Annotated in this window: 15 protein-coding genes; 8 read left to right on the top strand and 7 right to left on the bottom strand. The window is 70.5% G+C overall.

Going from position 1 to position 21307, the window contains the following annotated elements; genetic code table 11:
- Positions 1–13 precede the first annotated feature (13 nt).
- Both glsA and AC1DZA_RS01705 read left to right on the top strand, forming a co-directional pair.
- Positions 14–1291 (top strand): glutaminase A, encoded by a 1278-nt coding sequence (gene glsA, locus AC1DZA_RS01710; RefSeq protein ID WP_476771456.1) that lies wholly within the window; start codon positions 14–16, stop codon positions 1289–1291.
- A 34-nt stretch (positions 1292–1325) separates the two neighbouring features.
- Positions 1326–1781 carry an NUDIX hydrolase gene (locus tag AC1DZA_RS01705; protein ID WP_476771455.1) on the top strand — a complete coding sequence of 152 codons (456 nt, stop codon included), beginning with the start codon at positions 1326–1328 and terminating at the stop codon, positions 1779–1781.
- 136 nt (positions 1782–1917) lie between these two features.
- Here AC1DZA_RS01705 and AC1DZA_RS01700 read toward each other — a convergent pair whose 3' ends face one another.
- The 5 genes from AC1DZA_RS01700 to AC1DZA_RS01680 form a co-directional block, all read right to left on the bottom strand.
- The gene (locus tag AC1DZA_RS01700) at positions 1918–3576 is read right to left on the bottom strand and encodes an acyl-CoA dehydrogenase family protein (protein WP_476771454.1); all 1659 of its coding nucleotides are present in this window, start codon (positions 3574–3576) and stop codon (positions 1918–1920) included.
- Between the two features lie 75 nt (positions 3577–3651).
- Positions 3652–4656, bottom strand: a complete 1005-nt coding sequence (locus AC1DZA_RS01695) for a glycoside hydrolase family 43 protein (protein WP_476771453.1) — start codon at positions 4654–4656, stop codon at positions 3652–3654.
- Complete coding sequence (locus tag AC1DZA_RS01690; protein ID WP_476760870.1) at positions 4653–5555, bottom strand: carbohydrate ABC transporter permease; 903 nt, start codon at positions 5553–5555, stop codon at positions 4653–4655. Before AC1DZA_RS01690 ends, AC1DZA_RS01695 begins: the two co-directional genes overlap by 4 nt.
- Positions 5552–6574, bottom strand: a complete 1023-nt coding sequence (locus AC1DZA_RS01685) for a carbohydrate ABC transporter permease (protein WP_476760869.1) — start codon at positions 6572–6574, stop codon at positions 5552–5554. Before AC1DZA_RS01685 ends, AC1DZA_RS01690 begins: the two co-directional genes overlap by 4 nt.
- A 2-nt stretch (positions 6575–6576) precedes the next feature.
- On the bottom strand, positions 6577–7884 hold the full coding sequence (locus AC1DZA_RS01680; RefSeq protein ID WP_476771452.1) for an ABC transporter substrate-binding protein: 1308 nt from the start codon (positions 7882–7884) through the stop codon (positions 6577–6579).
- 181 nt (positions 7885–8065) lie between these two features.
- On the opposite strand from AC1DZA_RS01680, the gene AC1DZA_RS01675 reads away from it, so the two are divergent.
- Together AC1DZA_RS01675 and AC1DZA_RS01670 are read left to right on the top strand one after the other, a co-directional pair.
- The gene (locus AC1DZA_RS01675) at positions 8066–9076 is read left to right on the top strand and encodes a LacI family DNA-binding transcriptional regulator (protein WP_476771451.1); all 1011 of its coding nucleotides are present in this window, start codon (positions 8066–8068) and stop codon (positions 9074–9076) included.
- 88 nt (positions 9077–9164) lie between these two features.
- Positions 9165–10988, top strand: a complete 1824-nt coding sequence (locus AC1DZA_RS01670; protein ID WP_476771450.1) for a glycoside hydrolase family 2 TIM barrel-domain containing protein — start codon at positions 9165–9167, stop codon at positions 10986–10988.
- A gap of 10 nt (positions 10989–10998) precedes the next feature.
- Here AC1DZA_RS01670 and AC1DZA_RS01665 read toward each other — a convergent pair whose 3' ends face one another.
- Entirely contained in the window at positions 10999–11655 is a 657-nt protein-coding gene (locus AC1DZA_RS01665; protein ID WP_476760865.1) for a TetR/AcrR family transcriptional regulator, read from the bottom strand.
- Between the two features lie 109 nt (positions 11656–11764).
- Between AC1DZA_RS01665 and AC1DZA_RS01660 the strand changes: the two genes are divergently transcribed.
- The 4 genes from AC1DZA_RS01660 (at position 11765) to AC1DZA_RS01645 (ending at position 18053) form a co-directional block, all read left to right on the top strand.
- A complete protein-coding gene (locus AC1DZA_RS01660) occupies positions 11765–12451 on the top strand; it encodes a DUF998 domain-containing protein (protein ID WP_476771449.1) in 687 nt (228 codons plus the stop codon).
- Positions 12452–12647: 196 nt separating this feature from the next.
- A complete protein-coding gene (locus tag AC1DZA_RS01655; protein ID WP_476771448.1) occupies positions 12648–14381 on the top strand; it encodes an ABC transporter ATP-binding protein in 1734 nt (577 codons plus the stop codon).
- A 65-nt stretch (positions 14382–14446) separates the two neighbouring features.
- Entirely contained in the window at positions 14447–16513 is a 2067-nt protein-coding gene (locus AC1DZA_RS01650) for an ABC transporter ATP-binding protein (protein WP_476771630.1), read from the top strand.
- A gap of 223 nt (positions 16514–16736) precedes the next feature.
- The gene (locus tag AC1DZA_RS01645; RefSeq protein ID WP_476771447.1) at positions 16737–18053 is read left to right on the top strand and encodes an MFS transporter; all 1317 of its coding nucleotides are present in this window, start codon (positions 16737–16739) and stop codon (positions 18051–18053) included.
- Between the two features lie 209 nt (positions 18054–18262).
- On the opposite strand, the gene AC1DZA_RS01640 is transcribed toward AC1DZA_RS01645, so the two are convergent.
- Positions 18263–21307: a DEAD/DEAH box helicase gene (locus tag AC1DZA_RS01640; RefSeq protein WP_476771446.1), complete on the bottom strand. Its 3045-nt coding sequence runs from the start codon at positions 21305–21307 to the stop codon at positions 18263–18265.

The raw sequence follows: 21307 nt of genomic DNA, 5'->3' as shown, positions 1-21307 counted from the left end.
ATAGGCTGGCGCCATGGCCGACGAGGAACCGTACGAGCCCACCATCCCAGACCTCCGCGATCCCATTCGCGCCGCGCTGGACTCGGTGCTCGACGTGGCGAGACCGCACGCCGACGGCGCACTCGCGTCGTACATCCCCGAGCTCACCAGGGCCGACCCCGAGGCGTTGGGCGCCGCCCTCGCGAGCGTCCGCGGCAGCGTGCACGAGTCGGGCGACAGCGAGACGACGTTCACCATCCAGTCGGTGTCGAAGCCGTTCGTCTTCGCGATCGCCCTCGAACGATTGGGGCTCGCCGAGGTGATCCGCCACGTGGGCGTCGAACCGAGCGGTGAGCCGTTCAACGCGATCAGCCTCGAACCCGCGACCGGACGCCCGCTGAACCCGCTCATCAACGCGGGCGCGATCGTGATGAGCTCGCTCATAGCCGGTGACACGGCCGAGGAGAAGTTCGCGGTCATCCACGCCGGCCTCAACGCCTTCGCGGCCCGCGAGCTGGACCTCGACGAGTCGGTGTTCGAGTCCGAGCACGCCACCGGCGACCGCAACCGCGCGCTCGCCTACCTCACCCAGTCGGCGGGCACGCTCGGCTCGACGGCCGAGGTGGCGACGGGCGCCTACTTCCGGCAGTGCTCCGTGTCGGTGAACGCGCGCGACCTCGCCATCATGGCGGCGACGCTGGCGAACGGCGGCCGCAACCCGATCAGTGGCGAGCGCGTCATCGGCGAGGACGTCGCCCGCTGGACGACCTCGGTCATGACGAGCTGCGGCATGTACGACGCGTCGGGCGACTGGCTCGTGCACGTGGGGCTGCCCGCGAAGAGCGGCGTGGGCGGCGGCATCGTGGCGATGCAGCCCGAGGAGTTCGGCATCGGCACGTTCAGCCCGCGGCTCGACGCGCGCGGCAACAGCGTGCGCGGCATCGTCATGCTGCGGACCCTGTCGGAGCGGTACGGGCTGCACATGTTGCAGCACCGCGGTGCGCCGCACTCCCCGATCGCCCAGCTCGAGCGCGACGACCGGGTCGACGAGAGCGGGCGCGGCGGCGGCGACACCATCGCGCGGCTGCGCGGCGAGGTGTTCTTCGCCGGCGCCGAGGAGGTGCTCACCCGGCTCGCTCCGCTCGTCGGCGACGGCGGATGCCTCGTGCTCGACTTCTCCAACGTCACGCGCGTCGGCAGCGCGGCGGCAGCGATGTTCCGCGGGCTGCCCGACATCGCCGGTGTCGGCCCCGACGGTCGGCCCCGTGTGAGGGTGCTCGACCCCGAGGACGTGCTCGTCGGCGACGCCTGAGCGTCACGTCGCACCCGCCGGGTAGCGTGTCGTCATGGCCGAGACCAGCGCGGGCATCCTGCTCTACCGACGACAGCCCGGGCTCGAGCTGTTCATCGGGCACATGGGCGGTCCGTTCTGGCGTGGCAAGGACGCCTCGGCGTGGTCCATCCCGAAAGGCACCTACACCGACGAGGAGCCGCTCGCCGCGGCGCTCCGCGAGTTCACCGAGGAGGTCGGGCGACCCGCGCCCGAAGTGGAGTACGAGGAGCTCGGCGGGTTCCGCTACGCGTCGGGCAAGCTCGTGACCGTGTTCATCGGGGAGTCCGACTTCGATGCGGCCGACGTGCGCAGCAACCTGTTCGAGATCGAGTGGCCGCCGCGCTCGGGTCGCCGCCAGTCGTTCCCCGAGCTCGACGCCGCGGGCTGGTTCACCCCCGACGAGGCCCGCGAGCGGCTCGTCAAGGGCCAGCGGCCGGCGGTCGACGCCCTGGTGCGCCGCGTGGGCTGAACGCGCGCACCGAAGCATCATTCCCTTCGCGAAGTTCCGGTACTTCGGTACTTCGGTACTTCGGCACCGACATCGGGAAAGGAAGGCTCGCGCGCGAAGCGCAACGGGCGGAGGATGGGATGCCGCACGCCGAGGTTCAGGCGCGAGCGAGGATCGCCGCGGTGTCGACGCCCGGCGGCAGCGCGCCGTAGAGGAGTCCGCCATCGCCCTCGATGCGGGTGCGCACGAAGGCGTCTGACACCGCCGGGGGTGCGTGCTGCACGAGCAGCGACGCCTGCAGCACCAGGGCGAGGCGCTCGGTGAGCTCCCGTGCTCGGGCGGCCGCGCCCGCGGCATCCGCCGACACCTCGAGCACCACGGCCTGCGCCTCGGCGATCTCGAGGTCGAGCGCCGCGTGCACGCCGGTCGCGTCGGCGACCACGGCGAAGAACGCGTCGAACGCCTCGGGCTCGCGGGCGAGCACCCGCAGCACGTCGAGCGCGATGACGTTGCCCGATCCCTCCCAGATGGCGAGCAGCGGCTGCTCCCGGTAGCGGCGGGCGAGCGGGAACGCCTCGGTGTAGCCGTTGCCACCCAGACACTCGAGCGCCTCGGCGGCATGCCCGGGGCCGCGCTTGCAGATCCAGTACTTCGACACCGCGGTCGCGAGGCGACGGAACGCCTGCTCGCCGTCGTCGGCGTCGTCGTCGTAGGCGCGCGCCAGTCGCATGGCCGTGACCGTCGCGGCCTCGGACTCGAGCGCGAGGTCGGCGACGACCGCCGCGATGGCGGGCTGGTCGATGAGCAGCGAGCCGAACGCCGCGCGATGACGCACGTGCCAGGCCGCCTCGGCGACGGACTGGCGCATGCCCGCCGCCGTGCCGATCACGCAGTCGAGCCGGGTGCGCGTGACCATCTGCACGATGGCGGCGACGCCGCGGCCCTCCTCGCCGACGAGCCATGCGGTCGTGCCGTCGAGCTCGATCTCGCTGGAGGCGTTCGAGCGGTTGCCGAGCTTGTCCTTCAGGCGCTGGATGCGGAACACGTTGCGCGACCCGTCGGGCAGCACGCGCGGCAGGAGGAAGCAGCTGAGGCCGCCGGGCGCCTGCGCGAGCACGAGGAACGCGTCGCTCATCGGCGCACTGCAGAACCACTTGTGCCCGGTGAGGCGGAACTCGCGTCCCCACGCGTCGTCGACGCCCGTCGGATCCGCGCGCGTCGTGTTCGCGCGCACGTCGGACCCGCCCTGCTTCTCCGTCATCGCCATGCCCACGAGCGCGGGGGACTTGCCGGCGCCGCCGAGCTCCGGCTCGTACTCGCGGCGCAGCAGCCGCGGCATCCAGTGATCGCGAAGTCCGGATGCCGCGAGCTCGAGCGTCGGCACGGCCGCGTGCGTCATCGACACCGGGCAGGCGTGCCCGGGCTCGACCTGCGCGAAGAGGAAGAACGCCGCGGCGCGGTCCACGTTCGCGCCCGGACCCGGATCGGCCCATGCCGACGTGTGCGCACCGGCGCCCACCGCGGCCGCCATGATGCGGTGGTAGGCGTCGTCGTACTCGACCTCGTCGATGCGCCGGCCCCACCGGTCGTGCGTGTGCAGCACCGGCGGGTGCGTGTTCGCCCGCTCCGCGTCGTGCTGGAAGGCGGCCGTGCCGACGTGCCGGCCGACATCGTGCAATGTGGATGCCGCGGCCGCGCCGCCCTCGGCGGCCCTCCTGCCCCAGCGCGCCACCGCCTCGACGAGCGGCGCGTTCGCCGCGTACTCGTCGACGCCCTCGCGGGCCGGCACCTGGTTCGAGACCTCATGCGTGATCATCGTCGACCTCCGGATGCCATTCTGGCCCCCGGATCACGCTCCGTGCGAGCACCCGTGCGAGCAGGCGATCGAGGGTCAGGGCACGACGACGCGGGGCGTTCCCTCATCCCACGCGAGCGGCAGCGTGTAGACCTTGCGCGCGAGGAAGTCGGGATCCCAGGCATGGAACACGAACACGTCGTCGCCCGCGGCATCCGTCACGATGTCCTGCCCGCCGGGGCCGATGAGCGCGCCGTCGGTCGAATCCGTGGAGAAGAACGGCTCGGGGTCCTTGGTCCACGGCCCGGCGATCGCCGGCGCGGTCGCGTGGCCGACGGCGTAGGTCTCGTCGCCGTAGGAGTTGGCCGAGTAGAAGAGGTGATAGACGCCGTCGCGCTTCACGAGGGTCGGGGCCTCGACGAGGTCGCCCTCCCACTCGAGGTCCTGCTTCAGCAGCCGTACAGGCGGGCCGGTGAGGCTCAGGCCGTCGGCGCTGAGGGGCGCGGTCTGCAGCCACGTGTCGAGGCCGCAGCAGTTGCCGTCGTTCTCCCACACGAGGTGCAGGCTGCCGTCGTCGTCGCGAAAGGTCGACGCGTCGATGGCACCACCCTCCTCGTCGGGGCAGACCAGCATGCCGTCGCCCTGGACGGTGAACGGCCCGGTCGCCGACTCCGCCGTGGCGACCGCGATGCACTGGCGGGACGGGGAGAAGTTCGTCGTCGTCGTGTACATCACGAACTGTCCGGGTGCGAGCTCGGTCACCTCGGGCGCCCACGTCTTGCCGGGGATGACCCAGTCGGGCAGCTCGGGCAGGGCGTCGTCGTCGAGCACCTCCCACTCGACGAGGTCGGCCGAGCGGGCGACCTGCACGTTCCGCATGGAGTCGTTCGTCGCGTAGAGGACGTAGCCGTCGTCGGTCGCGAGCACGTCGGGATCGGGGAAGTCCTCGTCGATCACCGGGGCGAACGGCGAATCGGATGCCGCGCCGCCGGACGCGGCATCCGTCGCACCATCGCCGCCACCCGCCGAGCACGAGGCCAGCGCCGCTGCGGCGGCCAGCGCGAGGCCGGCCGCCGCGACGCGTCGGAGGCTCGGCGTCATCCCTTGAGTCCCTGGCGGGAGACGCCCTCGATGATGAACCGCTGCAGGAACACGAACAGCAGCAGCACCGGGACGCTCGCGATGACGGCGCCCGCCATGAGCAGGTCGTACCGCACGGCGTTCGCCGACTGCAGGGTGCCGAGGCCGGCCGGCAGCGTCTGCACGTCGGCGCTGAACAGCACGTACACCGGCCAGAGGAAGTCGTTCCAGTTGGTGAGGAACGCCAGCAGGGCGAGCGTCGCCATGGCCGGCTTCGACAGCGGCAGGATGATGCGAAGGAAGATGCTCCACCGATTCGCGCCGTCGATGAGCGCCGCCTCCTCGAGCTCCGCCGGCAGGCTCAGGAAGAACTGCCGCATGAAGAACACGCCGAACGCGGATGCCGCGGTCGGGATGATGATCGCGACGAGCGAGTTCAGCCAGCCCAGGTTCCCGACGATGAGGTAGTTCGGGATGATCAGGATGACCGGCGGGATGAGCAGCGTGGCGATGACCACGCCGAACACCACCCCGCGCCCGCGGAACCTCATCCGCGCCAGCGGGTAGGCCGCGAGCGAGGCGGTCACGACGACCAGCGCCGAGTGCAGCACCGCCGCGATGAGGCTGTTCGAGAACCAGATCAGCACCGGGGTGCCGCTCGCCGTGAGGATCGTCTCGTACGCCTGGGTCGTGAACGGGTTCGGGATCCAGGTCGGCGGGATGCCCGCGGCATCCGCCCTGGTCTTGAACGACGTCACCAGCATGAAGATGATCGGGCTGATGTAGAGCAGCGCGAGCACGCCGAGCAGTACGTAGCGCAGCACGATGGCCCACACGGGGGTGCGTCCCGTGCGCGCCTCGCCCTGCCGTTCGACGGCGGTCACGGCGGCCGGCGTGGCCACGCGCTCGATGGCGGTCATCGCAGTGCTCCTTCGCGCGCGGCCGACGGCTCCTGGGGCATCGGCTTCTCCTTCTTCTCACGGAACAGCCAGAAGACGATGACGCTGACCACCATGAGGAAGAACGTCAGCACGTAGCTCATGGCCGCGGCGTCACCCATCTGGAAGTTCCGAAGGCCCGTCTCGGCGATCTGGTAGATGGCCGTGCGGGTCTCCCGCCCTGGGGCGCCCTGGGTGATGATGTACGACTGTCCGAACATGTTCGCCGAGGCGATCAGCGTGTTGATCGTCACGAACGTGAGGATCGGCCGGAGCCCGGGCAGCGTGACGTTGCGGAACTTCTGCCACGAGTTCGCCCCGTCGACGGATGCCGCCTCGTACAGCTCGGCCGGGATGTCCTGCAGCGCGGCGAGGTAGATCACCGAGTTGAACCCGAGGGTCCACCACACGGTGACGCCGACGAGCGCGACCCACGCGGCCGGGACCGACGTCGTCCACGCCGTGTCGTCGGGTAGGCCGAACAGGCCCAGGTAGTAGTTGACCAGGCCGATGTTGTTGTCGAGCAGGTAGCGCCACATCAGGCCGACCACCGCGACGCCGAGCACGTACGGCGCGAAGTAGACGGCGCGGAAGAAGTTGCGCCCCGGGAACGACTTGTTCATCAGCAGCGCGACGAAGAGCGGCAGCACGAGCAGCAGCGGCACGCTGAAGACCGTGAAGATCGCGGTCGCGCGCATCGAGGTCCAGAACGAGCCGGAGTTGACCGAGTTCGGATCGAAGAGCTCGACGTAGTTCTCGCCGCCGACGAACGGCTTGTTCGGCAGCGTGTAGTCCCACTCGTGCAGGCTGATCCAGATGCCGAACACCGACGGCACGATCACGAAGACCGTGAACAGCAGCAGGTAGGGCAGCAGGAAGAGCCAGGGCGTGAAGGGCTTCTGGCGGGTGGGCGACACCCCGGCGCGCCGGGCGGCCGCCCCATCGGATGCCGCGGTGGGCGCCTCCGTTGCGAAGGCGCCCACGCGCGTCTGGGTGCTCATGTTCAGCCGCCGAACTTCTCGAGGTTCTCCTGCATGAGCTTGGTGGCGCGATCCGCCTCGCGCTTCAGCGCCTCTTCGGGGCTCGCCTTGCCGAGCACGCCGTCGGCGACCGCCACCTCGAGGGTCTCCGCCTGCACCGGGCCGAGGCCGGGAACCGCGGGGAGGAAGCGCATGTTGTCGATCTGCTCGGCGATCGGCTCCTGCACGGTGCCGCCGATGACCGACGAGCGCACGGACTCGCGAGCCGGGATCATGCCCGCGCCGGCCCACTCGCCCGAGTTCTCGCTCATCCACGCGATGAACACCTTGGCCGCATTGACCTTGTCGTCGTCGGGGCTGGCCTGGCGGGGCAGGAAGAAGTTGTGCGAGTTCGCCCACACGGCCGGGTCGCCGCCGATGGCGGGCACGGGTGCCGCCGCGAACGGGATCCCGGACTCCTTCAGGTCGTTGATCTGCCAGATGCCGTCCCAGGTGATGGACGTCTCGCCGTTCTTGAAGGCGACGTACTGGGCGTCGGCCGCGACATCCGCCGGGCTGTAGCCCTCGTCGACCATCGAGCGCATCCAGGTGAGGCCGTCGACGCCCTCCTCGGAGTCGAAGGTCGCCTCGCTGCCGTCCTCGGAGTACGGCTCGCCGCCGGCCTGCCAGATCAGCGACAGCTCCATGAGGTGCGCGGGCCAGAGGGCCGGCATCCAGAACGGCGTCTCGTAACCGGCGGCCTTGAGCTTGTCGAGCGCCTCCTGGAAGGACGCCTCATCGGTCGGCGGCTCGGTGATGCCCGCGGCCGCGAAGTGCTCGGTGTTGTAGTACATCGCGAGCGAGTGCACGTCGAGCGGGATGCCGTAGCGGGCGTCGTTGTAGACACCGGCGTCCCAGACCTCCTTGCTGAAGTCGTCGCCGCTCAGGTCGAGCTCCTCGGCGAGGTCGTCGACGGGCACGATGACGTTGCGGGCCGCCATCGTCGCCAGCTGGTCGAGGTGCATCACGCCGACGTCGGGGCCTTCGCCCGCCGTCACGGCCGCGGGCAGCTTCTGGTAGAAGTCGCTCCACTCCTGCGTCGTGGACTCGATCTTGATGTTGTCGTGCTCGGCCATGAACTGGTCGACCATCTGCTCCATGAACGGGCCGTCACCGCCCGTGAATCCGTTCCAGTACTGCAGGGTGACCTCGGGGCCGTCGTACTCGCCCGTGAACTCGCCTCCGGCGCTCTGCGCGCCGCCCTGGCCGCTGCAGCCGGCCAGCGCCAGCGCGCCGACGGCGGCGATCGCCGCCCCCTGCATGAACCTCGTGAACCTCAGCCTCTTGCCCACCGGTCGTCCTCCTCGTTGAAAACGGTGTCGCGCCTTCGCGCGGACCTGCCGTCGAAACTGACGGCCTCGGACAATGTACAGCGCTGTAAAGTCATCTGTCGAGTGGGTTGATTTTTCGCGACGGCGTTTCACCGACGCGCGCTCGGGCGCACCTAGACTCAACTCGACGTGAGGAGTGGCGATGGCACGGGTGAGGCTCATCGACGTCGCCGAGCGCGCGCAGGTGTCGATGAAGACGGTGTCGAACGTCGTCAACGGGTACGCCCACGTGCAGCCCGACATGCGGGCGCGCGTGCAGGCTGCGATCGACGAGCTGGGCTATCGGCCCAACCTCACGGCCCGTCGCCTCGCCACCGGGCGCACGGGCATGATCGCCCTCGCGATGCCCGAGATCGACCACCCGTACTTCGGCGAGATGGCGAGCCACCTCGCCGAGATCGCGCTGGAGCGCGGCTATCGGGTGATCATCGAGCAGACGCTGAGCGATGCCGAGGCCGAGAAGGCGGTGCTGCAGGACCGGGAGGCCGGGCTGGTCGACGGCGTGATCTTCCAGCCCACGCGCATGGCCACGCTCGACCTCGCCCGCCTGCGCGACGACCTTCCCGTCGTCCTGCTCGGCGAGATCGACGCCCCGGTCACGACGGATCACGTGATGATCGACAACGTCGCCGCCGCCTTCGACGGCGTGCGGCACCTGCTGGATCTCGGGCGTCGACGCGTCGCGTTCCTCGGCCTGGTCGACGGGGACATCACCATGACGAATCGCCGGCGCCTGCTCGGCTACCAGGAGGCGCTGGTGGGGGCCGGCGTACGGCTGGATCCCGAGCTGGTGCTGCAGGCGCGCGGATTCGACACCCACGACGCGGAGGCGGCGGTCGAATCGGCACTGGACCGGGGGCTCCGCTTCGACGCCATCCTGTCCCGGGACGACCGGTTCGCCGCGGGGGCACTCACCGCACTGCGCCGCCGCGGGATCTCCGTGCCCGGCGACGTGGCGGTCGTCGGCTGGGACGACAGCGCGATCACGGGCTACACGACTCCCACGCTGACCTCCGTCGCCCCCGACAAGCGGGCGCTCGCGACCCGGGCGTTCGAGCTGCTGCACGAACGCATGCACGGACACCACGGACCCGGTCGCCACATCGTCGTACCGCACGGCATCTCGGTGCGCGCCAGCGCGCCCAGCGCCTGATCATCGCGCCTCGCCACTGCACCGCTCAAGGGCGTCGAGCCGACCGCGCGACTTTACAGCGCTGTAAGGATGCGTCATGATTCGATGCATGCGTGATTCCTCGATGATGCGGGCCTCCCGACAGGACGGCAGCTACCCGCGGCCCCAGCTAATGCGCCGATCCTGGTGCGACCTCGGCGGCGAGTGGGAATTCGCGTTCGACGACGCCGACGCCGGGCTCGGGTCCGGCTGGCACCTCGGCGAGACACCGCTCTCCGACCGCATCGTGGTGCCCTTCCCGCCCGAGTCCCCTGCGTCGGGCATCGGCGACTCGGCCTTCCACCGCGTGGCGTGGTACCGGCGGATGATCGAGCCCGAGCAGCTGCGCGCCGCCGGCCTCGGCGACGACGCACCACGCGTCGTGCTGCACTTCGGCGCGGTCGACTTCCGCGCCTCGGTCTGGGCGAACGGACACCTGCTCGGCTCCCACGAGGGCGGCCAGACGCCCTTCTCGTTCGAGCTGCCCGAGGATCTGTTCGGCGGCACCATCGCGCTCGTCGTGCGGGTCGAGGACGACCCCCACGACGTCTCGCAGCCGCGCGGCAAGCAGGACTGGCTCGAGGAGCCCCATGTGATCTGGTACCACCGCACGACGGGCATCTGGCAGCCGGTGTGGCTGGAGGCCGTGGCATCCGACCGCGTGACGCGGGTGAACTGGATCCCTGACATCCCCGGTGCCGACGTGGCGCTGCAGCTCCGCCTCGAAGCCCGGCCGACGAGGCCACTGTGGCTCGAGGTGGAGATCGAGCACGACGGCGAGGAGCTCGGCACCCTCCGCACGCGCCTGACGGAGCCCGAGCACCGCGTCGTGGTCGCGCTGCCCCGGCAGGCGAACGGGCAGGGCTACGAGCAGTTGCTCTGGTCGCCCGAGCACCCGACGCTGCTCGACGCGCGGCTCCGGCTCGTCGACGAGGCCGGCACGGTGATCGACGACGTCGCCTCGTACCTCGGGCTGCGCAGCGTCGACGAGCACGGCGGCCGCTTCCTGCTGAACGATCGCCCCTACTTCCTCCGCTCGGTGCTCGAACAGGGCTACTGGCCCGAGACGCACCTCGCCGCGCCGAGCGCCGACGCCCTGCGCGCCGAGGTGCAGCTCATCAAGGACCTGGGCTTCAACGCCGTGCGCCTGCACGAGAAGGTCGAGGATCCCCGCCTCCTCTTCTGGACCGACCGCCTCGGCCTCCTCGTGTGGGGCGAGATCGGAAGCGCCTTCGAGTTCTCGCCGCGTGCGATCGAGCGCACCGTTCGGGAGTGGATGGACGTGATCGCGCGTGACGCGGCGCATCCGTCGATCGTGACGTGGGTGCCCGTGAACGAGAGCTGGGGCGTGCAGCACGTGTCGCACGACGCCGCCCAGCTGCACTACGTGCAGGCGCTCTTCCACCTCACCAAGGCGCTCGACCCGACCCGGCTCGCCGTCTCGAACGACGGCTGGGAGCACGCCGAGTCCGACCTGCTCACCATCCACGACTACGCGACGACCGGCTCGGCGCTGCGCACGAGCTACGCGGATGCCGCGTCCATCGAGGCGATGCGCGACGGCGTCGGCCCGGCCGGACGCCGCCTGGTCGCCCTCCCCGCGGGCACCGCCGGCAAGCCCGTCATGGTCACCGAGTTCGGCGGCATCACGTTTGCGCCCGACTCCGACATCGAGACCTGGGGCTACTCGGTCTCGGGCTCGGCCACCGAGTTCGAGGTGCACCTGTCGGAGCTCGTCTCGGCGCTGCACGCCTCACCCGTGCTCGCCGGGTTCTGCTACACGCAGCTCACGGACACCCGGCAGGAGGCCAACGGGCTCGTGGACGAACACCGCGTCCCGAAGCTGCCCGTCGAGACGCTCCGCGCGATCGTCACCGGCCGGGCCGACGCCTGAGCCCCGCCGCTCAGGCCGCGTAGGCCCGGAGGAACATGGCGGCGCCGCGCTCCGCGCGTTCGACCGCGTGCGTCGCCGTCGCGGCATCCGTGTCGCCGGCGACGTCGAAGAGGGCGCGGTCGAGCGACGGCCCGATCGCGAGGAACGCGAAGTGCTCGGCGGCGAGCTCCGCGTCGTCGATGCGCAGCAGTCCTCGTTCGCCGAGTCTCCGCATTGCGTCGGCGATCGCGGTCATCACGCGGCCCGGCGCGCGCTCGTAGTACTCGGCCGCGAATTCGGGGAAACGGGACGCCTCGCCGATGAGCAGGCGCCGCAGCGGCACCACGCGGCCACCCAACACGAATGCCGCGAGCTCGCGTGCGAGCGCAATGAGCGCTGCCTCCACGTCGTCGGCGTCGGCCGTCGTCGACGCGAAGTCGAACGAGAATCGCTCGGCCGTCTCGATGGCGCGGCCGATGATCGCACGGAAGAGCTGCTCCTTGTCGTCGAAGACGTTGTACACGGTGCGCTTCGAGACGCCCGCCTCGGCGGCGATGTCGTCGACGCTGGTGCCGGGATATCCGCGCTCGAGGAACACCCGGGCGGCCGCATCCATGATCAGCGCACGTGAACGCGTGATCCGCGGGTCCTCGTAGTCGGTCCGGTCGGCCATCGGCTGCGCGCTCATCGATCCTCTTCTGCACTCGTGCGTTTACTTTTGCATCGCTCGGTGCAATACTACACCCATGAGGGCAATACATGTCCTCGACACGACACTGATCAGGAAGGTGCGCACGATGTCCGCGACGACTCCCGCCCCCTCATCGGCCCCCACGTTCGAGCGGGGCCGCGCCGTCACGAAGTCCCTGCTGGGCTGGGGCGTCGTGGCAGGTCCGTTCTACCTCGTGGTCGGGCTCGCGCAGGCGCTGCTCGTGCCGGGCTTCGACCTGTCGCGGCACGCGCTCAGCCTGCTGCTGCTCGGCCCGCTCGGCTGGATCCAGGCGGCCAACCTCGTGCTCACCGGCCTCATGGTGCTCGCCGCGGCGGTGGGGTTCGCCCGGCTGCTGCCCGGCCGTCGCGGCACGTGGGCGGCCGTGCTCCTCGGCCTGTACGGCGTCAGCCTGTTCGCCGCAGCGATCTTCCCGCCCGACCCGACGGGCGGGTTCCCACCGGGGGGCACGGATGCCACGACCGCGTCGGCGAGCGGACTCCTCCACCTCGCGGCCGGCGCGATCGGGTTCCTCAGCCTGGCCGCGGCCGCGATCGTCATCGGCACGTGGTTCCGCAGCGAGGGGCGGGGCGGAGCAGCGACGATCTCGTTCGTCGCCGCGGCGGTCGTCGTGCTCGGGTTCCTCGGCGGCGCGGCGCTCGCCATGGTGCCCGCCGGTGTCGGACTGCTCTGGCTCGCGGTGATCGCCGGCTTCGCGTGGCTCGCGTTCGCCTCGCTCAGCGCCTACCGCATGGCGCCGCGGCCCGACCGCTGACGACCGCTCGGGCGGCGCATCCGCGGCTCCGCCCGCCCCGCGTGATTGCGCTCTCAGCGATATCAGCCGAGCGGATGATGTCGGAGGGTAGGGGTTCGATGCAGACTAGCGGGTGCGATATCGAGCGGGGGTTCGAGATCGCCGCCGGCGGGTCCCTCCTTCGTCTCCCGCCTTCACCTCTTCCATTCGGAGAACCATGCTCGGAAAACTCCTCATCCGGTACCTGAAGCCCTACAAGTGGTTACTGCTCGGCGTGCTGGTGTTCCAGTTCATGTCCGCGCTCGCGAGCCTCTACCTGCCGAGCCTCAACGCCGACATCATCAACAACGGCGTCTCCAAGGGCGACACGGACTACATCTGGTCGACGGGCATGTTCATGCTCGCCATCTCGCTCGGGCAGATCATCGCGGCCATCATCGCCACGTACTTCGCCGCGAAGGCCGCGATGCGCGCGGGCCGCGACATCCGCAACGACGTCTTCGACAAGGTGAGCGCGTTCTCCGAGCGCGAGGTGTCGCAGTTCGGGCCGGGTTCGCTCATCACCCGCAACACCAACGACGTGCAGCAGGTGCAGATGCTCGCGATGATGGGCGCGACCATGCTCATCAGCGCGCCGCTGCTCGCCGTGGGCGGCATCATCATGGCGCTCTCGCAGGACGTCGGCCTCAGCTGGCTCATCGGGGCGTCGGTCCTCACGATCCTCGTCGTCGCGATCATCGTGATCAGCCGCATGGTGCCGCTGTTCCGCAGCTTCCAGGTGAAGCTCGACGCCGTGAACCGGATCCTCCGGGAGCAGCTCACCGGCATCCGCGTGGTGCGCGCCTTCGTGCGCGAACCGATCGAGGAGGAGCGGTTCCGCGGCGCCAACACCGACATCATGGACGTCGGACGTCGCGTCGGCACCCTGTTCATCACGCTGTTCCCTTTCTTCATGCTCGTGATCAACGTGACGATCATCGGGGTGATCTGGTTCGGCGCCATCGAGGTCAACGACGGCGACGTGCAGATCGGCACGCTGTTCGCCTTCATGCAGTACATCGGCCTGATCCTCGGCGGCGTGCTCATGGCGGCCTTCACGACGATCGTGATCCCCCGCGCGGCCGTGTCGGCCGAGCGCATCAGCGAGGTCCTCGCGAGCGAGTCCACGCTCACCCGCGCCGAGAACCCCGTCGCCGTCTTCCCCGAGGTCGGAGCGGTCGAGTTCCTCGATGCGGAGTTCGCCTACCCCGGCGCCGAGTCCCCGGTGCTCCACGGCATCACGTTCCGCGCCGAGCCCGGCGAGACCGTCGCGATCGTCGGCTCCACCGGCGCCGGCAAGACGACGCTCATCTCGCTCATCCCGCGACTGTTCGATGCGACGGGCGGCTCCATCCGGGTCAACGGCGTCGACGTGCGCGAGGCCGACCTCGACCAGCTGTGGAAGACGATCGGGCTCGTGCCGCAGCGCCCGTTCCTCTTCGCCGGCACCGTGGCCTCCAACCTGCGCTTCGGCCGCGAGGAGGCAACCGACGCCGAGCTCTGGCACGCGCTCGAGATCGCCCAGGGCCGCGACTTCGTAGCCGAGATGGAGGGCGGCCTGAACGGTCGCATCGCACAGGGCGGCACCAACGTGTCGGGCGGCCAGCGCCAGCGGCTCGCCATCGCCCGGGCGATCGTGCACAACCCCGACATCCTCGTGTTCGACGACTCGTTCTCGGCGCTCGACCTGACCACCGATGCCAGGTTGCGCCAGGCGTTGTGGCGGGAGCTGCCGCAGGTCACCAAGATCGTCGTGGCGCAGCGCGTCTCGACCATCACCGACGCCGACCGCATCGTCGTGCTCGACGACGGCGGCATGGTCGGCATCGGCACGCACGACGAACTCCTGCAGACGTCGACGACGTACCGCGAGATCGTCGAATCCCAGCTCGGAGTGGAGGCAACGGCATGAGCGCCGACACGAACAAGACGAACGGCCGCGCCCGCGGACGGGCACGGCAGGCGGAACCCCAGGAGATGACCGAAGAGGAGCGCATCGAACACGAGCTCGCCGAGGAGGCGCGCCGCAACTCCGGATCGTGGGACAGCGTCGCGCCCGGAAAGGCGCAGGACTTCGGCGCCAGCTTCCGCCGCATGCTCGGGCTCCTCAACCCGTGGAAGTGGTCGTTCGCGTTCGCCTCGCTGCTCGGCGCCATCGGCGTCGTGCTCACGGTCATCGCGCCGAAGGTGCTCGCCGAGGCGACGAACCTCATCTTCGAGGGCGTCATCTCCCTGCAGCTGCCCGCGGGCGTCACGCAGGAACAGGCGGTCGCCGGCCTGCGTGCCGCAGGCCAGGAGGACCTCGCGAACATCGTCGAGGCGGCGGGCACCCTGACCCCGGGCGAGGGCATCGACTTCGTCGCCCTGAGCCAGGTCGTCATCATGGTGCTGATGCTCTACATCGCCGCATCGGTGCTGTCGTGGGTGCAGGGCTACGTGATCAACGTCATCATGGTGCGGGCCATGTTCCGCCTGCGCGAAGACGTCGAGGCGAAGGTGCACCGCCTGCCCCTCAGCTACTTCGACCGGGTGCAGCGCGGCGAGCTCATCTCGCGCGTCACGAACGACATCGACAACATCACGCAGACGATGCAGCAGTCGCTCTCGAGCGCCCTCACGAGCGTGCTCACCGTGGTCGGCGTCGTGATCATGATGTTCTCGATCTCGTGGCAGCTCGCGCTCGTCACCCTGGTCTCGCTGCCGCTCATGGGCGTGATCTTCGGCGTCATCGGCCCGAAGTCGCAGGCCGCGTTCGGCGTGCAGTGGAAGAAGGTCGGCCGCCTCAACGCGCGGGTGGAGGAGTCCTTCTCGGGTCACGCGCTCGTGAAGGTGTTCGGCCGCGAGTACGACTCGAGCCAGAGCTTCCGGGCTGAGAACGAGGAGCTCTACGAGGCCGCGTTCAAGGCGCAGTTCCTCTCGGGCATCATCATGCCCGCCATGATGTTCATCGGGAACCTCACCTACGTGGGCATCGCGGTGCTCGGCGGACTCATGGTCGCGAGCGGCCAGCTGCGGCTCGGCGACGTGCAGGCGTTCATCCAGTACTCGCAGCAGTTCACGCAGCCCCTCTCGCAGCTCGGCGGCATGGCCGCCGTGGTGCAGTCGGGCACGGCCTCGGCCGAGCGTGTGTTCGAGCTGCTCGACGCCGACGAGCAGGAGGCCGACGCGGCCGATGCGCCTGCTCCGGTCGAGGGCGACGGCACGATCGAGTTCCAGCACGTGTCGTTCTCGTACACGCCCGAGCGCCCGCTGATCCGCGACCTGTCGTTCCGGGTCGAGCCCGGCCAGACCGTCGCTATTGTCGGTCCGACCGGTGCGGGCAAGACGACGCTCGTGAACCTCATCATGCGGTTCTACGAGCTCGACGGGGGCCGCATCCTCCTCGACGGCCAGGACATCGCCGACCTCACCCGGCACGACGTGCGCGCACGCACCGGCATGGTGCTGCAGGACCCGTGGCTGTTCGCGGGCTCGATCCGCGAGAACATCCGCTACGGGCGCGAGTCGGCGACCGACGAGGAGATCCTCGACGCGGCCCGGGCGACGTACGTCGACCGGTTCGTGCACTCGCTGCCCGACGGGTACGAGACCGTGCTCGACGAGGACGCGTCGAACGTCTCGGCCGGCGAGAAGCAGCTCATCACGATCGCCCGCGCGTTCGTGGCGCAGCCGTCGGTGCTGATCCTCGACGAGGCGACCTCCTCGGTCGACACCCGCACCGAGCTGCTGCTGCAGCACGCGATGGCGGCGCTCCGCGAGGGACGCACGTCGTTCGTGATCGCGCACCGCCTCTCGACGATCCGCGACGCCGACCTCATCCTCGTGATGGAGCACGGTGACATCGTCGAGCAGGGCAGCCACGACGAGCTGATCAAGCGGCAGGGCGCGTACTGGCGCCTGTACAACTCGCAGTTCGAGCAGGCCGCCACCGACCTCGACGCGGAGGGCGCCCTCGTGCAGCCCGAGGCGGCGCCCGCCGGCGCCGCGTTCGAGGCCGGGTACGAGGCCAAGGTCGACGCCGCCGCCGAGGGGGCCGACCTCTAGCGACGGCGAGGCCGAGCGCGGCGCCCCGGCGTCGCGAGAACGCCTGAACGAGCGGATGTCCCACCACGGGGCATCCGCTCGTTCGCGTTCCGGGCACCGGAGACCGGGCACGAAACGACGTCGGGTCGAGTGGTCCGGTTAGGCTGGAACGGCGGCGGCTCGCACCCGAGGCCGCCGTCATCCGTTTCTCCCTGAAGGTCTCGTGACGACTGCCATCCCTCCCGTGCGCGCTTGGCGCCTGTGGCTGGTGTGGGGTGTCGGCGTGGCGGCCTACGTGGTCTCGGTCACGAACCGCACGTCGCTGTCGGCGGTCGGCGTCGACGCGGCGGTGCGCTTCGACGCGGATGCCTCGGTGCTGTCCCTCTTCGCGGTGGTGCAGCTCGCCGTCTACGGGGCCATGCAGATCCCAGTGGGCCTGCTGCTCGACCGGTTCGGGGCACGGCCGATCATCACGGCGGGCATGTTCCTGATGGCGATCGGCCAGCTCGTGATGGCGTTCGCGCCCGACGTGGGCACCGCGATCTTCGCGCGCATGCTCGTGGGCGCCGGCGACGCCGCGGTCTTCCCGAGCGTGCTCCGCGTGGTCGCGGTGTGGTTCCCCGAGCGGCAGGCGCCGTTCCTCGTGCAGATGACCGGCATCGTGGGCCAGACCGGGCAGCTCCTCGCCATCCTGCCGATGGCCGCGATCCTGCACGCCTCCTCGTGGAGCGTCGCGTTCGGCAGCCTCGCCGGCCTCGGCGCCCTGTTCACGGTGCTCACCTTCGCGGTCATCCGCAACCGACCTCCCGATCGCGACGCGGATGTCTCGGTGGACACCGCCACCGGCACCATCCACGCGGTGATGTCGTCGGCCGACCTGCGCGAGGGCTTCCGCGAGGCATGGGCGCATCCGGCGACCCGCCTGGCGTTCTGGTCGCACTTCACGACGCCGTTCTCGGGCACGGCGTTCATCCTGCTGTGGGGCTTCCCGTTCCTGACGGTCGGCGAGGGGCTCTCCCCCGCCATGGCCTCGCTGATCTTCAGCGTGTACGTGATCTTCGGCATGGTCGCCGGTCCGGTGATCGGGGCGCTCTCGAGCCGGCATCCGATGCGGCGGTCACGGATGCTGGTGCTCCCCGTCATCGGCATCCAGGCGCTGGTCTGGCTGGTCGTGATCGCGTGGCCGGGCCCGGCGCCCATCTGGCTGCTCTTCCTGCTCGCGTTCGCGTTGAGCACCGGTGGCCCGGCCTCGATGATCGGATTCGACCACGCCCGAACCTTCAACCCGAGTCATCGGCTCAGCACGGCCACGGGCATCGTCAACGTCGGCGGGTTCCTCGCGGCGCTGCTCGCGATCCTCTTCATCGGCATCGCGATGGACGCGCAGGGCGCGGGCTCCCCCGACACCTACAGCCTGGAGGCGTTCCGCATCGCGTTCCTCACGCAGGTGCCGCTCTGGGCGCTCGGCTCGGCGTTCATCGTGTGGGAACGCAAGCGCACGCGCGTGCACATCGGCCTCGACGAGCCGCGCACGCGTCGACGCGACCGCTGGAGGCGCTAGCCTCGGAGCGCAGCGCGGGACCTGACTATGCCGGACGCGCGCCTCGGGGCTCTGCCACCGAGGCGCGACGTCGTAGGGTATGCGGCGGCCCGGATCGGGCCTGACGCGACCCTTCGGGTGTGGGTCAAGCGTCCCAGTGAGCGTAGCAGACCGTTTTCGAGTGAAGCTCAGCATTCGCTCAGGAAGCGCGACAGCGGCCGCCGACGGCTTCAGCCGTCGAGGAGCGCACGCAGGTCGTCGGCACTGATCGTGTCGGCGCCGTCGAGCGCCGCGGCATCCGTGGCCTCGGTGCCCGCGTCGAGGATCGACGCCACGAGCTCGCCCTTGCGAGCCTTCAGGGCCATCACCTTCTCCTCGATCGTGTCCTGCGCCACGAGCCGGTAGACCATGACCTGCTTCGCCTGCCCGATGCGGTGCGCGCGGTCGACGGCCTGCGCCTCGCTCGCGGGGTTCCACCACGGGTCGAGCAGGAACACGTAGTCGGCCTCGGTGAGGTTCAGGCCGAACCCGCCGGCCTTCAGGCTGATCAGGAACACGGATGCCTCGCCGGCACGGAAGCGCGCGATCTCGGCGTCGCGGCGTCGCACCGGCGTGGACCCGTCGAGGTAGGCGTAGGGGACGCCCGCGGCGTCCAGCCGGCTCGCCACTCGGCCGAGGAACGAGGTGAACTGGCTGAACACCAGCGCGCGGTGGCCCTCGGCGAGCACGTCGTCGAGCTGTTCGAAGAGGGCGTCGAGCTTGGCCGACGGGTAGCCGGCATAGCGCTCCTCGTCGACGAGCGTGGCGTCGAGGGCGAGCAGGCGCAGCAGGGTGAGCGAGCGGTACACGATGAACCGCTGACGGTCGAGGTCGTCGATGAGCCCGAGGAGCTTCTGCCGCTCGCGCTGGAGCACCGTGTCGTAGAGGCGGCGGTGGCGGGGAGCCAGCTCGACCGTCAGCACCTGCTCCTGCTTGGGCGGCAGCTCGGGGGCCACCACCTCTTTTGTGCGGCGCAGGATGAGTGGGCGGATGCGTCGCCGCAGGCGCTCGCGCCGCTCGGCGTTGCCGTCCTGCTCGATCGGCCTGCGGTAGCGCTCGTCGAACGCGCGGCGCGACGGGAACAGGCCGGGCGCCACGATCCGCAGGATCGCCCAGAGCTCGCCGAGGTGGTTCTCGATGGGCGTGCCGGTGACGGCCAGGCGGAACGGTGCGCGGATGCCGCGTGCCGCCTCGTGCACCTTGGTCGCCGCGTTCTTCACGAACTGCGCCTCGTCGAGCACGAGCCCGCCCCACTCGACCGCCGCGAATGCCGCCGCCTCGAGGCGGAGCACGGCGTAGGTCGTGACGACGAGGTCGGCCGACGCCGCGGCATCCGCGATGCGACCGCGCCGTTTCGCCTCGGTCGCCGTGACGCTCGCGACCCGGAGGCCGGGCGTGAACCGCTCGGCCTCGCGCACCCAGTTCGAGGCGACGGAGGTGGGGGCCACCACGAGGAACGGGAGCCGGCCGTCGGGCTGCTCGACGGCGTGGGCGATGAGCGCGAGCGTCTGCGCCGTCTTGCCGAGGCCCATGTCATCGGCGAGCACTCCGCCCAGCCGGTTCGCCCAGAGGAACGCCAGCCAGCGGAACCCGGCAAGCTGGTAGGGGCGAAGCGGGAGCGCGAGGCCGTCGGGCGGGGGCAGCTCGTCGACCCGGCCGTCCTCCAGCGCGGAGACGGTGCGGCGCCAGGCGATCGCGGGCTCTGCGGCGTCGGCGAGGTCCTCGAAGTCGGCCCAGAGGCTCGTCTGGGAGCGGTGGATGCGCAGGCCGGTCTCCCACTCCGCGAGCGTGCCGGCCTCCTCGATGAGCTCGCGCAGCGGCGCGAAGACCGGCTGGTTGAGCATGAGGTAGCTCTTGTCGACGAGCAGGAGTCGCTTCTGCCCTTTGGCGAGCGCCCGGAACAGCGGCATGAACGGCACCAGCTTGCCGTCGACCGTGAGCACCACGCCGAGGTCGAACCAGTCGCGCTTGAGCGTCTCCACCGTGGTGACCGTGATCACGGGCTCGGCGGTGGCCTCGCGGTACTCGGGTCGTTCACCGGTGACGTCGATGCGCAGCGAGCTGCCGACAGCGAGGCGTTCCAGTCGCGGCAGGCGCTCGGCGGTGAACTCGGCCGCGTCGACGCCGCGCAGCACCACGGCGTCGAGCGGCACCCAGCCCAGTTCGTCGGCGACGCGGGCGAGCAGGTCGTCGTCGAGTTCGGGGTCGGCCGCGGCCGCGTCGACGGATGCCGTGACCGCCGCCGTGCGCCCGTCGGCGTGCTCCCAGTGCCACGCGAGCCGCAGCACGTCGTCGGGCTCGAAGCGCGCGTCGAGCACGAGTGCCGCGGGCGGCAGCGGCGGAGGGTCGAAGCTGCCGTCACGACTGGTGACGGTGATCGACCGGGCGAGGGCATGGAAGTGCCCGCGCAGGAACTCGGACACCTCGTCGGCGGGCACCCGGACGGTGCGGGGCTGTGCGAGCGCCGAGCGTTCGGCCGGGGCGAGGCGTCGGGCCAGGGGCGCCAGCTCGAGGAGGCCCGCATCGAGGTCGAACCGGTAGAGGCCGTGTCGCGCGATCAGACGCGCGTCGCCGACGGCTCGCACGGTGCCCGGGCCGCCGCTGCCGCTCGCGGCGAACTCCAGCCGGGGCGCGAGCTCGAGGCCGCCGCCGTCGTCGATCGCGGCGTCGAGCACGACGGATGCCGCGCCGAGCACGGCGAGCCCGGGCGTCACGTCGGAACCGACGAGCTCGATGCCGAGCCGCGCGGCCTCGTCGAGCAGGGCCCAGAGGAGCGGACTCTCGAATTCGTCGAGCGTGATCCACTCGGAGCCGTAGGTGGCGAAGACGCTCGGCGAGGAGCCCTTCAGCATCACGAACTGCGCGAACCAGCGCGATTGCGCCGGGTCGTAACCGCCGGCGGTCGCCTGGAAGCCGACGTTCTGCCAGGTGAGGCCCGCCTTGATCCAGGCGCCCCGTGCCCCCTGGGTGACCGGGCGCACCGCGAGTCGGTCCACCGACCCGGCCCGCCGGGCGGGCTCGTCACGTGGACCCTGCCATTCGCCGGGACGACGCGTGACCCGTCGGCGCAGCTCGAACTGCAGGGCGAGGGGACGTCGAGGTGCGGCATCGGCTGCCACGTGCCCGCCGTCATCGGATGCCTCGTGCCCGAGGCCCGGCGTGAACGGCGCGAGCTCGCGGCGCCAGTCGCCGGCCGTGGGGCGCGATCCGCCACGGGGAGCGGGATCGGCGGGCAT

This window comes from Agromyces sp. P2_B3, assembly GCF_056404815.1.
Note: the sequence above shows the minus strand (reverse complement) of the source record. Positions and strands in the feature narration are given on the sequence as shown.